Origin of the sequence: Aeromonas sp. 3P (genome assembly GCF_051919745.1) — a bacterium.
GTDB lineage: Bacteria > Pseudomonadota > Gammaproteobacteria > Enterobacterales > Aeromonadaceae > Aeromonas > Aeromonas veronii.
Map to the genome: position 1 here is coordinate 1728263 of NZ_JBQBED010000001.1, position 12531 is coordinate 1740793.

Sequence of the window (12531 nt, forward strand, 5' to 3'; positions counted from 1 at the left end):
ATGCACAGTGTTGTAAAGACCTGGCTAGCCTTCGGGCTAGCCTTTTTCTTGACTGGGTGCGGTCAGGAGACGGTCCAATCCAAACCGGAGATCCACATCACCGGCAGCACCATGGGCACTTATTACTCCATCAAGGTGGCGGACAGCGCCATCAGCGATCCGGCCAAACTTCAAGCTGAGGTGGATGTGTTGCTGGAGCGGGTCAACGACCAGATGTCGACCTATCGCCCCGATTCCGAACTGTCGCGCTTCAACCAGAGCCGTGACAACAAACCGGTAGTGGTCTCCCGCGATACCGCACGGGTCGTCACAGAGGCCATTCACATTGGCCGTGAGAGCCAGGGGGCGCTGGACGTCACCGTTGGCCCCTTGGTCAATCTGTGGGGCTTTGGCCCGAACAAGAAGCCGACCAAGGTCCCTTCCGACGAGCTGATCACCCAGACTCGCCAGAAGACCGGTCTGGGCAACCTGCACGTCATCACCTCGGTGGATGCCGACACCCTGCAAAAAGACATTCCGGATCTTTACGTCGATCTCTCCGCCATCGCCAAGGGCTTTGGTGTGGACAAGGTAGCCGAGTATCTGGAGTCACTGGGTGCGCGTAACTATCTGGTGGAGATTGGCGGCGAGCTGCGGATCAATGGCGTCAACGGCAAGGGTCACCCCTGGCGCGTGGCCATCGAGAAGCCCACCGCAGGCACCGGCACGGTGCAAGAGGTGATCGTGCCCGGTGACAACGGGGTGGCCACCTCTGGCGATTACCGCAACTACTATGAACTGGATGGTCAGCGCTTCTCCCACACCATAGATCCGCGCAGCGGCAAGCCGATCCAGCACCGTCTGGTGTCGGTCACCGTGATCCATCCCTCCTGCATGACTGCAGACGGGTTGGCCACCGTGTTTATGGTGATGGGGACCGAGAAAAGCCTGGCCTATGCCAACGAGCGCGGCCTGGCGATCTTCGTGATCACCAAGACGGACAACGGCTTTGAAGAGGCTTACTCCGATGCCTTCAAGCCCTATCTGGTCAAGAAGTAAGAGGTAGAGATGCAGATTTTTCTGATCACCTTCGGGGTATTCATGCTGGTGATAGCCGCCATGGCTATCGGTTACATCTTCCAGAAGAAGACCATCTCCGGCTCCTGTGGCGGTCTGGGTAGCGTCGGCATCGAGAAAGAGTGCGATTGCCCGGAACCCTGCGACAACCGCAAGAAGAAGATGGCCAAGGAAGAGGCCCGTCGCAAGATGCTAGAAGAGAACCGCATCATCTGATGACTCTGGTTTTTCGGTAAACAAAAGCGCGCCATCGGCGCGCTTTTTACTGGCCGTTATCTTGCGTTAACGGTCAGGGCTGACGTTCGATATAGAGGATCACTTCACCCAGATGGATACCGAACTTGCTGATCTCGGCACGATTGATCAGACGATCTTCGTCCAGCAGGTACATCCAGTCATCGAAGCTCACCCGCACAACCTCGCCATCCGGTAGCGCCAGATCAAGCTGATAGCGCCAGTTGAGGGCAAACCCTTGGCTTTTACCGATCGCCTCGCCCACCACATCGGAAGCAGTACCGCGCCAATGACCATAATCGCCCTTGCTCAGATACCAGGTACGGGTCTGCTGGCGGCCATCGTCAAAGTAGAACAGCTCGAACAGCTCTCCCTTGCCATCTTTCCAACTACCCACCATCTCAACCCGAAAGCGACTGGTCACTTCGCCGCTGCGGTCGGTCACCAGGCCGTGAGCCACCAATTTGCCGTTGAAGAAACGAGCGAGATCCCAGTTTGGCCCCTGCCCACGATAGTCATCGAGACTGGCACCACAGCCACTCAGCAGCAAAAAGGGGAGCAACAGCAACCAGCGGTATGCACGATAGAAAGGCATCAGAGACTCCATGTTCAGGGTTGGCCACGCAGGCGGCGGGTCAGGGCAGGATCGCGGCTGTTGTCAGCCAGCCAGATGGCGAGAAAAGCGGCCGAGAATTGTGGATCGGCCAGGGTACCTAGGGGCTTCTCCTGCCACCAGAAGTGGCCTACCCCGCCCTTGTCGACATAGAAGGTGAGCTTGTCGCCTGCCTGCACATCGGGCCAGAGTGCAGCGAGCTGGCCGAGCCAGCGCTGACGTTCGGCGTCGGAGCCAAGACCGAGCCGCTGCCACTCCGCGGCAGTAGCGCTCAGCAGATCTTCCCGCTCGATGGCTCTGGCATAGGTGAGGGTCAGGGCCTGCGGATAGTGACCGGGCTGATAGCGCCCGCTCGCACTGTAGAGGGTGGCATCGTAGAGCTTGAACCAGAGCCAGTTCATCTCCCCCTGCCCGACCGGGCGCAACTGCTGCCAGGGGGCGGCAGAAGCCTGCACTGCGGTTGCAGCCAAGAGCGTAAACGCCAGCAGTAGCGGGTTAATTCCACCCCATATGCCAGTGGTTGGGGTCTTCCAGTTCATGCCAGTCCATCTCCTGTTCCTGCAGGGTGTTGATATCCTGCATCACCACCTGCACCAGCTGCCCCTGCGCATCCCGCTGGCAGGCAACCACCAGATAGAAGCGATCAGTGAGCTCATGCTGGCTCTCTTTGGTCCATTTGGAAAAAAGCAACGAGTCGGTCGAAAAGGTGTTTGTCATGACTCACCCTCCAGCTTGACCATTACCCACAGGAGTACGGGTAACCACCACATCCAGATCACAGCCAGCAGCGCCGTGCTGATCCAGATGCCCCAGGGTAAGTTTACTGCCCCCATGGCAGCCCCCGCCACATAGGAGGAAGCACCGCCAAACACGCCAAACAGCGCCTGCTGCCAGCGAGGCAAGCGCAGCAGCCAGCGCATACCGTGGGCCAGCGTCAGGGCAAAACCGAGCCAGAGCAGCACCAGCCAGAGGGGAAAACCGGACGGGAACCGGAACAGGCCGAGCTGCCAGAGCAGGGCATCCAGCAGACAGCCGACGACCGCGATGGGAAGCAGCCGCCAGTCACGCTGACGGCTGGGTGAGAAGAGAAAGTGCAGCAGCAACATTGCCAGCAGCGGGCCCGGCTGCTGCCACTTCACCGCCAGCAACCAGTAGAGGTTAAACCCCAGCAGGTGAGCCCACTGCCACATTGTTAGTGACCGCTTACTGGCACATCACCCGACCAGCCAGCGGGCCCCGGCTTGGCGGCCTCCAGCTGCACCAGACTGATGCTGCGCTCCCAGAATCCCCCTTCGCAATAGGCAAAGTAGAAGTGCCACAACCGGATGAAATCTTGGCTGTAACCGAGCTTGGGCAGCTCGGGCGCCAGCGCCAGAAAACGCTCGCACCAGTGAGCCAGGGTGCGCGCATAGTGATGACCATGATCGTGCAACCGCACCAGCTGCATGTCGGTCTCCCGCGCCAGCAGCCCCGCCATCTGGGAGACGCTCGGCAGGCAGCCACCGGGGAAGATGTAGCGCTGGATGAAATCGACTCCGCGCAGATACTGGGCATGGCGCTGATCGGCGATGGTGATGGCCTGGATGAGCAGGCGACCACCGGGTTTGAGCAGCCGCGACAGCTGGCGGAAATAGTCGGGCAGGAAGGCATGCCCCACCGCCTCGATCATCTCGATGGAGACCAGCTTGTCATAGGTGCCCTCCAGCTTGCGGTAATCCTCCAGCAGCAAGGTGATGCGATCCCCCAGCCCCTCCCGCGCAATCCACTCCTTGGCATAATCATGCTGGGCCCGGGAGATGGTAGTGGTCGTCACCCGGCAGCCATAGTGGCGGGCGGCATAGACGGCGAGGCCGCCCCAGCCGGTGCCGATCTCCAACAGATGATCGTCAGGCCCCAGCGCCAGCCGCTCGCAGATGGTGCGCAGCTTGGCCTGCTGTCCCTCTTCCAGCGTGGCCTCGGCACTCGGATAGATGGCGCTCGAGTACTGCATATGGCTGTCGAGAAACCCCTGATAGAGGGTATTGCCGAGATCGTAGTGGGCGGCGATGTTGGAGCGCGAACCTGTCAGGGTATTGCGGTTGAGCCAGTGGCGCACCTTGTTGAACGGGAAACTGAGCCAGCCAAGGCGCCGCTCGAGGGAGTCGAGCAGGGTCAGATTCCGGGCCAGCAGCCGCACCAGCGCCACCGGGTCCGGGCTGGTCCAGAGCCCCTCCACCCAGGTTTCCCCGGCGGCAATGCTGCCCCCCAGCAACAGGCGACGATAGAAGGCAGGATCTTGCACCACCAGTTCGGCATGCAGATCGGTACCCGCGACGCCAAAGCTGTGGCGCTCACCGCCATCCCGCAGCAGCAGCTGGCCATGTTCGAGGCGACCCAGCAGATTGAGCAGCATTTGTCTTGCCCCCTTGTCGATGAAAGAGGCAGAGAGGGTTGATTGAGCAAGTTCCATTAGCGGCTCTCCGGATGGGTAAAAATCGGGGTTCGTTTGATAAATAGACGCAGGGCCTGCCAGTAGATCCCGAGCAGCACCTTCATGGTCATCCATGGCCAGCGGGCCAGCAGGGCCACCAACCCCTTGCGCGACAAGGGTTCGCGAGTGAGCGCCAGGGTGGCGTCAAACAGCTTGGCTTCACCGGATACGGGATGGCTCTCGATATGGATCAGAGTCTCCTGCGCGGGCGGCCTGATGCGCCAGTGATAACGCATCGCCAGCCCCATAAAGGGGGAGACGTGAAAATCCTTGTCATGGGGTGCCAGCGCCGCCAGATCGAGCAGGTAGTAGTGACGCTCGTTCCAGGGGGTGTTCGACACCTCTGCCAGCAGATAGCGCGCCTCGCCCTGCCGGTAGCAGAAGTAGAAGTTGACCGGGCTGAAGTAGAACCCCAGACAGCGCACATTGCCGAGCAGCAGTACCCGCCCCTCGGGCTCGGCATCGCCACCCAGCTCGCTCACCTTCTGCCACACCGCCTGCTTGAGGCTTCCCTCACTCCCCTTGAGATAGTCATGGCGGTGAAACGAGAGCAGCCCAGCCCGCTCAACCCCGAACCAGCGCCCCTGATCGAGCTGTGGCAGCTCGTCGAGATCCAGTCCCAGCATAAAGAGGCTGTAGGAGAAGGTGTGAGCCCGCGGTGCAAAACGGCGGTGGCGCACCGAGCCCTGCCAGATGGCGCTGATGACGCCAGCCAGTTCGTCTGTACGCTCATGTTCGGTGGCCACGGTGGCGCCGTTCATAGCTCGGCTCCGAAGCGCCTGGCGACATCCAGCGCGCTGCGCACCCCATCCTCATGGAAGCCGTTGTACCAGTAGGCACCACAGAAGTGGGTGTGCTGCTGGCCGCAGATCTCCGCGCGCCGCTGCTGGGCGGCAATAGAGGCCTGATTGAACACCGGATGGTGGTAGACGAAGCGGCGCAGTACCTTGCTCTCATCCACCTTGCCCTTGGGATTGAGGCTGACGCAGAAGGGCTCCGGCGAGTTCACCCCCTGCAGGATGTTCATGTTGTAGCTCACCAGCGGCCGCGCCTCATCGTTGCCATCGAGCTGATAGTTCCAGCTGGCCCAGGCCTTGCGGCGGGTGGGCAGGCAGCGAGCATCGGTATGGAGCCAGACATCGTTGGCCTGATAGGGCATGTCGCCGAGGATGGCCTGCTCCCGCTCGCCGGGATCCGCCAGCAGCGCCAGCGCCTGATCGCTGTGGCAGGCGAAGATCACCTCGTCAAACCGCTCCTCGCCGTAACTGCTCTGGATCACCACGCCGTCCGCGTCCCGCCGTACGCTCTGCACCGGACAGGCGAGGCGGATCTGCGACTGCCAACCCGCGGTAAGGGGGCCGATATATTCCCGCGAGCCACCCGGGATCACGTACCACTGGGGGCGATTGGCCACATCGAGCAGGCCGTGGTTGGCAAAAAAGCGCAGGAAGAAGCCAAGGGGGAAGGCACGCATATCGGCCAGGGTCGATGACCAGATCGCAGCTCCCATCGGCAAGATGTAGTGGCGGGCGAAGTAGTCGCTAAACTCCCCCGCCAGCAGAAAGTCCCCCAGGGTCAGCTCGGGGCCAGCCCCCTGATGCTGACCATCCGCCAGCCAAGCCCGCGCCTCCCGGTTGAAGCGCAAAATCTCGGCGACAAAACCGTAGAAACGGGGGCTCAACAGATTGCTGCGCTGGGCAAACAGGGTGTCGAGGTTGTGGCCGTTATACTCCAGCCCCTCCGGGCTTTTTACCGAAAAGCTCATCTCGGCCGGTTGGCGCGCCATGCCGATCCGTGCCAGCAACTTCAAGAAGTTGGGATAGGTGCGATCGTTGAAGACGATAAAACCGGTGTCGATGGCATAGCTGCGGCCAGCCTGATTCACATCGACGGTCGCAGTATGGCCGCCCAGAGTCGGCGCCGCCTCGAACAGGGTGATGTCATGGAGTTTGTGGAGCAGAAAACCGGCGGTGAGCCCCGAGATCCCTGAACCGACGATGGCGATCTTTTTCTTCATGAATGGCTTCCTTTCGATACGAGTGCACGGCCAAGGCGCAGCCAGAGCCCCACCGGCAGCGCACCAAGCAGGCGCAGCAACCAGATGAAACGGCGGGGAAAGTGGATCTGGTGACGACCAGCGTTCAGCCCGTCCATGATGGCGCGGGAGGCCTCTTCCACCGTCACCAGACAGGGCATGGGAAAATCATTTTTGGCGGTGAGCGGCGTCTGGACAAAGCCGGGGCGGATCAGGGTTACTCCGATCCCTTTGCTGGCCAAATCGAGGCGCAAGGTATCCGCCAGATAGTCGAGGGCCGCCTTTGAGGCGCCATAGGCCTCGGCTCGTGGCAACGGCAGCCAGCTCACCGACGAGCTGACGATGGCAAGCCGAGATCCCGCCCCGAGCAGCGGCAAGAAGGCGGCCAGCGCATGGCCGGTGGCTGTCAGATTGGTGTCGATGACACGGGCAAACAGCTCGCTGTCAAACCCCTCCGCCACATCCATGTACTCGCAGTTGCCTGCGTTGAGGATCAGCAGATCGAGGAATGGCAGCGTAGCAGCCACCCCGTTCATAGCGGCCAGATCCCGGGCATCAAATTGCAGCGGCGTGACGCCATCCAGCCCCAGCGCCTGCAGCCGTTCGCCATCGCGGCCACAACCCCACACCTGCCAGCCTGCCCGCCGGTAATCCAGCGCCAGTTGACGACCGATGCCGGAGGTCGCGCCTGTAATAAGCACCCGGCCGCTCATGCGCCCAGCCTCATCTTGATAGTGCGCACCACTGGCCCGAGCAGCGGCAACTGCTCGTAGAGCATGGCGCCCAGGTCAAAATAGTCCCGGTGCTGGCACACCTTGCCCGCCTCGTCGAATTCGAGGCGGGTGGCCCCCTCCACCGTCACCGGCTCACCACCACGCAATCTGGGGTGAGAGAAGGTCATGGTCCAGCCGAGCCAGGCCTGAGGCCCTTGCTGCTGCTGACTGGTGATGACGAAGCGGCAGTAGGCGAGGCGCTGATAGAGGGCGGCAAAATAGTCGCCAAGGGCCGCCAGCCCCTCGATACGGTGGGCCGGATCGGTAAAGACCACCTGTTCGGCATAGACATCGGGCAAGCGGTGCAACTGCTGTTTGTCCAGTTGCTGATAGAGGCCAATAAAGCGGGCCAGCGGCTCGTTCATCCTATTTCTCCAGAGAGCGAAACATCTCGATGGCTCTCACCCGGGCAACGGCGTGATCCACCATGGGTGCCGGATAATCACGTCGCCCCTTGAGCCGCAGCCAGTCGTGGGGCTGATGCAAATAAGCGGCGGGAATATCGGCCAGTTCAGTTACCCAGGTACGGATAAACTCCCCTTGTGGATCAAATCGTTGCCCCTGAGTAGTGGGGTTGAAGACCCGAAAATAGGGCGCCGCGTCGGCGCCGGTGCCCGCTGCCCACTGCCAGCCGCCGTTGTTGGCCGCCAGATCGCCGTCGATCAACCGACTCATGAAGTAATCCTCCCCGAGCCGCCAGTGGATATGGAGATCCTTGGTGAGAAAGCTCGCCACTATCATCCGCAGCCGGTTGTGCATCCAGCCGGTGGCGTTGAGACAACGCATCGCCGCATCGACGATGGGGTAGCCAGTGCGCCCCTCGCACCAGGCGGCGAAGGCATCCGGATCCCAACTCCACGGCAAGTCCGCCGTCTCGGGCTTGAAGGGGCGATTCATGGAGAGGGTCGGGATCAGTACCAGCAGGTGGCGATAGAACTCGCGCCAGATGAGCTCATTGAGCCAGACAAAGCCGGGCTGGGCTTTCGACTGGGGTCGATAGCCCAGCCGCTGCTGGAGCGCCGCCACGCACTGACGGGGGCTGATAATGCCCGCCGCCAGATAGGGGGAGAGCACAGAGGTGCCCGCGATGGCAGGAAAATCCCGGGTCTCCCCATAGTCGAGCACTGCCTGTTCCAGAAAAATGTTCAAACGGCGCAGAGCTTCTGCCTCCCCCACTGGCCAACGCGGATCAACCGTCAGCTCGCAGAGCGCTTCATCAACCCACGCCCGCTCAGCCAGCAGCTGCCAAGGCAAAGGCTCGCCACGCGGTGCAGGAGCGCGATGAATGACAAATCCCTCCTCGTCGAGTGCCTTGAGCCAGGCGCGGCTGAAAGGGGTGAACACCTTGAACATCTCACCCGAGCCGGTCAGTACCCGCCCCGGCGGCAATACGCAGCAGCCGTTGAACCAGTGACAACTCACCGCCTGCTCTGCCAGCGCGGCGCTGACGGCGTGATCGCGGCGCTGCTCATCGATCTCGATAGCCTGATTGGCGTAGAGCTGGGTCACCCCCTGCTCGCGGCAGAGGTTTGCCAACACAGCGGGCACCTCGGCAAAAGTCTCCACTCGCAGCAGATGGAGCGGGATGCCGAGCGCCGCCAGCTCGCGGCCCAACTCATCCACCTGCGCCAACATAAAGCGCTGACGGATGGGGGCCATTTTGTGCTGCCGCCATTGGGTAGGAGGGATGATAAAGAGCGCGGCCACCGGCTCATCACCGGCGCAGGCATGCCGCAGCGCAGGGTTGTCGGCAAGGCGCAGATCGTTGCGAAACCAGACCAGTTTCATGATTTTTTCCTCCCGCGTCCGCTGGTGCCAGCAGCATCTGGGGCATCCGCCATCAGCTCGGCAAGGCTCGCCTGCCAGCCATGGGCTTTAAGCCACTCATCGTCGTAGAGGCGCCCCAGTTCGCCAAACAGGCGCGTACCTGCGGGCCACCCGGCGGCCAGCTCCTGTTTGCCGAGCCCTGCCCCCAGCAGCACCAGCCAGGGGGTAACGGCACGCCCCTCCAGCAAGCTGGCATGGCGCGGCTCGACCGCCCCCAGCAGTTGCACCTCATAACCCTGACCGATCAACTCGTAGGCTGCCCAGACCAAATCGAGGGGGCCAACCTGTCCCCAGTTCGCCAGCGTGATCGGCACGCCCTTCTCCTGCTCGATCAGGTGGCGGGCGAAGCGGGTATGGAGCCAGCCCAGCCACACCTGTTGCAGCAGCTCGCCATCGGGCCGTTCACGCCACAGCCCCAGCAGCCGCTCCACCAGCGGTTGCAGTACCCGGCTGCGCACCAGCTCGAACGGGTAGCTCGCCAGCAGGTCGTTAAGCTCGGACTCCGCCTTGCGCTGGTTGAAGGCGAGCAGCGCCTGACTGAACTGCTCCAGGGTTTGCTGCCAGTGATCGCTCACTGGCTCGGAATGGGGTTCGCTCAAGAGCCCCTTTACCTGCCCGATACTCACTCCCCGATCCAGCCAACTCAGGATCTCGCCGATCTGGCGGATATCCTGCTCGCTATAGAGGCGGTGGCCCTTTTCGGTGCGAGCCGGTTGCACCAGACCGTAGCGGCGCTGCCAGGCGCGCAGGGTCACGGCGTTGACGCCGGTGAGGCGGGAGACCTCGCGAATGGGGTAGATCCCCTCATCAGCCAGAGGAGCAACTTCTTGCGATAAATCAGACATGACAACGTCCATCAAACAGAGGGGTAAAGCCCCCCGGCGCAAACCATGCGCCGGGGCAACAGAACGGATTCAGAGCCCGTAACGCAATTTCAGCGTATCGGGGTGTGGATTGAGATATACCTGCTCGGCGAGATAGGGATTGGGGTACTCGCGCAGGTAGTGACGGATCAGGGTGAGCGGCACCAGCAAGGGGAAGATACCGGTGCGGTACTTGTCGATGGTATCGGCAAGCTCCTGCTTCTGGGCCGGGGTCAACACCCGCTTGAAGTAGCCCTGCAGGTGCATCAGCACATTGGTGTGGCTGCGGCGGTTGGCTCGCAGGGTCAGCGCCGTCATCAATCCCTTGATGTAGTTGTCGGCCACATCCTGCAAATTGGTGGACTTGCCCAGATTACCGAGCAGCTTGCCGAGGATGCGGTAGTGGGTGGTGGCATGGGAGAGCACCAGATACTTGTAGCGGGAGTGGAAGCGGATCAGCGCAGAGGCGGTAATGCCGCGGGCGCAGAGCTGCTGCCAGTCGTGGTAGGCAAAGACCCGCAGCACGAAGTTCTCCCGCAGGATGGGGTCGCACAGGCGACCATCCTCTTCCACCGGCAGCAGGGGGTTGGCCTCCATCAACGCCTTGGCAAACAGGCCGATCCCCTCCTTGGCGCTCCCCTCGTTGTTGGCGCCATAGACCTTGACCCGCTCCATGCCACAGCTGGGTGATTTGGCACAGAGGATATAGCCGGAGATGAAGTCGAGCTGGCGCGCTTTCTGCTCGCTGAAGGCAATCAGCTTTTCGGTGACATCGAAGCTGCCGTTGCTCGCCTCGGCGCGGATCTCGCCGTTGCGCTTGACCAGCCGGATGGCGGCGCGAGGCGCCCCTAGACCGATGGCCATCTCGGGACAGACGGGGTGATAGTCAAAGTGAGCGCCAAGATCCCGTTCGCAGAAGCTGGAGCGCTTGTGGCCCCCATCGAAACGTACCTCTTGTCCCAGCAGGCAGGCACTGATACCGACTTTAATCTTGTACATGATGACGCTCCTTGTATAAGCATTGATTCAGTTATAGCAGTTATACAAAAAAATGAAAGTTGTATAACTATTTGCGACTGATACGACACAAGGAGAAAAAAGGGATCACCGGAAAAAGAAAAAACCCATGGCGAACGCCATGGGTAAAAATCAAGACACTACGGACTACGGGAAGGGGGATTAGAAGCTGTACTTCACACCCAGGCTGGAGATGGAACCTTTTTGCAGATCCCAGTTGCGATAGGTGTAATCGGCAGTCAGCGCCCAGTTCTGGTTGAGCTTGTAGGCACCGCCCACCTTGAAGTCGTGCATATCGTCGGTCATGTTGGCGTAGCGATAAGCGGTGGAGAGCTCGATGTCGCCGATGTCGTAGCGCAGACCCACTTCACCGTACATGCTGCCGCTGCTCTTGCGGCTCACCAGATCCCAGCCCTTGACGTCATACGCCTGCTCGCGCTCCATGGTGTAACCCATCAGACCGGTTTCACCGTAAAGGTTCAGGCCGGTGCTAAGCGGGGTGAACACACCGATACCCAGGCTGCCGATACCCATGCTGTCATTGCCGTGCTGGGCAGAGGTGCCCTCGGAGAGCAGACGACCGTAGAAGTTGTTGGCAAACGATTTGGAGAGATCCAGCGTCACACCGCCAAAATCGCGAGTGCCCTGATTGCTGGCATCACGTGGGAACAGCGGGTTGTTGTTCAGATAGTCGGATTTGGTGTGCGCCCAGGTGGCGGAACCCTTGGCGTAGCTGAAGGCATCCTGCGCCATAACGGAAGTAGAGGCAAACCCGGCCAGAACCAGAAAAGAGACAGTTGCTTTTTTCATGATGATAACTCCATGTGATTGGGCCCGTTGCTAGCGAGCTGGTATGGAGTCATTTTGCGATCAGGTTCCCGGCTTGCCGAGCTGCAAGCTGTTGCAGAACCATGTCAGATGTAAGCAGATATTGCAGGGGGTGTCAGCGGCAACAAGTTGCCGGCCCAAACAGTTTGCATGGGCCGGAACAACGCCAAATCAGCGGAAGACCACCTCGTCAATTTCGACCCGCACCAGCGGCTGACCGGTCAATCCGGCAGGACGGGGGATCTCGAGTGCCAGCGACGGACGGGCTTGCCCCTTGCGCAGATAGGTTTCCGGCAGACGATTCTCGGCAACCCAGAAGCGGGCCTCCTGACGGCTCAGCTGCACCCCGTCAGCACTGAACAGGGTCACCATGCCATGCACCCCGACTACATTGCGGGTGCCGGTATTGCTCACCATAAAGGTCAGCACCAGCGGGTCAGATCCCTCGATCTTGTCCAGTTTGACCACCACACCGTCACGCGCCATCTGGGCAAGCAGGTCCGGATTGGCCTTGGCCTGATCGGTCAACACCGGGGCCGCGACGGCCACCACGGCCCCAGCCTTCCCATCAGCAGCCACGCCCTGCACAGGCTCGGCCGGTTTGACCACCAGATACTCCCAGGTGAAGTCGTCGTTGAGCTGAACCTGCCGGCCATCGGGCAGCGTCACCTGAGAAAGAGGGGCAGCCTGCGCCAGTACGGGGGAGAGGCACAGGGCAATCAGCAGACGGGAGAAGGGTTTCATAGGGCGAAGCTCGGTAACGGGTGAAAGGGCGACAGTATAAACAGTCCCGTCGCCCCTTGCCTATGACAGCA

Annotated in this window: 16 protein-coding genes; 2 read left to right on the top strand and 14 right to left on the bottom strand. The window is 61.2% G+C overall.

The genetic code is table 11. The annotated features are described in order from the left end of the window. Together ACTG19_RS07665 and nqrM are read left to right on the top strand one after the other, a co-directional pair. The gene (locus ACTG19_RS07665; RefSeq protein WP_439988940.1) at nt 1–1038 is read left to right on the top strand and encodes an FAD:protein FMN transferase; all 1038 of its coding nucleotides are present in this window, start codon (nt 1–3) and stop codon (nt 1036–1038) included. 9 nt (nt 1039–1047) lie between these two features. Next, complete coding sequence (gene nqrM, locus ACTG19_RS07670) at nt 1048–1272, top strand: (Na+)-NQR maturation NqrM (RefSeq protein WP_005338668.1); 225 nt, start codon at nt 1048–1050, stop codon at nt 1270–1272. A 73-nt stretch (nt 1273–1345) separates the two neighbouring features. Here the strand turns inward: nqrM and ACTG19_RS07675 are convergent, their stop codons facing one another. From ACTG19_RS07675 to ACTG19_RS07740, 14 genes are all read right to left on the bottom strand, one after another. Continuing rightward, nucleotides 1346–1885 carry a DUF3833 domain-containing protein gene (locus ACTG19_RS07675; RefSeq protein ID WP_439988941.1) on the bottom strand — a complete coding sequence of 180 codons (540 nt, stop codon included), beginning with the start codon at nt 1883–1885 and terminating at the stop codon, nt 1346–1348. Nucleotides 1886–1899: 14 nt separating this feature from the next. Continuing rightward, nucleotides 1900–2442 carry a chalcone isomerase family protein gene (locus ACTG19_RS07680; RefSeq protein WP_439988942.1) on the bottom strand — a complete coding sequence of 181 codons (543 nt, stop codon included), beginning with the start codon at nt 2440–2442 and terminating at the stop codon, nt 1900–1902. Next, nucleotides 2399–2620, bottom strand: a complete 222-nt coding sequence (locus tag ACTG19_RS07685) for a TIGR02450 family Trp-rich protein (RefSeq protein ID WP_005338671.1) — start codon at nt 2618–2620, stop codon at nt 2399–2401. The genes ACTG19_RS07680 and ACTG19_RS07685 overlap by 44 nt, the downstream gene beginning before the upstream one ends. Then, nucleotides 2617–3093 (bottom strand): DUF2878 domain-containing protein, encoded by a 477-nt coding sequence (locus ACTG19_RS07690; protein ID WP_159163039.1) that lies wholly within the window; start codon nt 3091–3093, stop codon nt 2617–2619. The genes ACTG19_RS07685 and ACTG19_RS07690 overlap by 4 nt, the downstream gene beginning before the upstream one ends. Before the next feature lie 2 nt (nt 3094–3095). Further along, nucleotides 3096–4352 (bottom strand): class I SAM-dependent methyltransferase, encoded by a 1257-nt coding sequence (locus tag ACTG19_RS07695; protein ID WP_439988943.1) that lies wholly within the window; start codon nt 4350–4352, stop codon nt 3096–3098. Then, nucleotides 4352–5134 carry a DUF1365 domain-containing protein gene (locus tag ACTG19_RS07700; RefSeq protein WP_113739010.1) on the bottom strand — a complete coding sequence of 261 codons (783 nt, stop codon included), beginning with the start codon at nt 5132–5134 and terminating at the stop codon, nt 4352–4354. The genes ACTG19_RS07695 and ACTG19_RS07700 overlap by 1 nt, the downstream gene beginning before the upstream one ends. After that, nucleotides 5131–6390: an NAD(P)/FAD-dependent oxidoreductase gene (locus tag ACTG19_RS07705; RefSeq protein ID WP_107682467.1), complete on the bottom strand. Its 1260-nt coding sequence runs from the start codon at nt 6388–6390 to the stop codon at nt 5131–5133. Before ACTG19_RS07705 ends, ACTG19_RS07700 begins: the two co-directional genes overlap by 4 nt. Continuing rightward, nucleotides 6387–7121 (bottom strand): SDR family NAD(P)-dependent oxidoreductase, encoded by a 735-nt coding sequence (locus ACTG19_RS07710; RefSeq protein WP_113739011.1) that lies wholly within the window; start codon nt 7119–7121, stop codon nt 6387–6389. The genes ACTG19_RS07705 and ACTG19_RS07710 overlap by 4 nt, the downstream gene beginning before the upstream one ends. Further along, nucleotides 7118–7546, bottom strand: coding sequence for a nuclear transport factor 2 family protein (locus tag ACTG19_RS07715; protein ID WP_113739012.1), 429 nt, complete (start codon nt 7544–7546; stop codon nt 7118–7120). The genes ACTG19_RS07710 and ACTG19_RS07715 overlap by 4 nt, the downstream gene beginning before the upstream one ends. A gap of 1 nt (nt 7547) precedes the next feature. After that, nucleotides 7548–8969: a deoxyribodipyrimidine photo-lyase gene (gene phrB / locus ACTG19_RS07720; RefSeq protein WP_113739013.1), complete on the bottom strand. Its 1422-nt coding sequence runs from the start codon at nt 8967–8969 to the stop codon at nt 7548–7550. Further along, nucleotides 8966–9853, bottom strand: coding sequence for a MerR family transcriptional regulator (locus ACTG19_RS07725; protein WP_439988944.1), 888 nt, complete (start codon nt 9851–9853; stop codon nt 8966–8968). The genes phrB and ACTG19_RS07725 overlap by 4 nt, the downstream gene beginning before the upstream one ends. A gap of 69 nt (nt 9854–9922) precedes the next feature. Beyond that, complete coding sequence (locus ACTG19_RS07730; RefSeq protein ID WP_113739015.1) at nt 9923–10870, bottom strand: YbgA family protein; 948 nt, start codon at nt 10868–10870, stop codon at nt 9923–9925. 180 nt (nt 10871–11050) lie between these two features. Next, nucleotides 11051–11698, bottom strand: coding sequence for an autotransporter (locus ACTG19_RS07735; RefSeq protein WP_113739016.1), 648 nt, complete (start codon nt 11696–11698; stop codon nt 11051–11053). Between the two features lie 189 nt (nt 11699–11887). Beyond that, complete coding sequence (locus ACTG19_RS07740) at nt 11888–12460, bottom strand: DUF3157 family protein (RefSeq protein WP_113739017.1); 573 nt, start codon at nt 12458–12460, stop codon at nt 11888–11890. Nucleotides 12461–12531 lie beyond the last annotated feature (71 nt).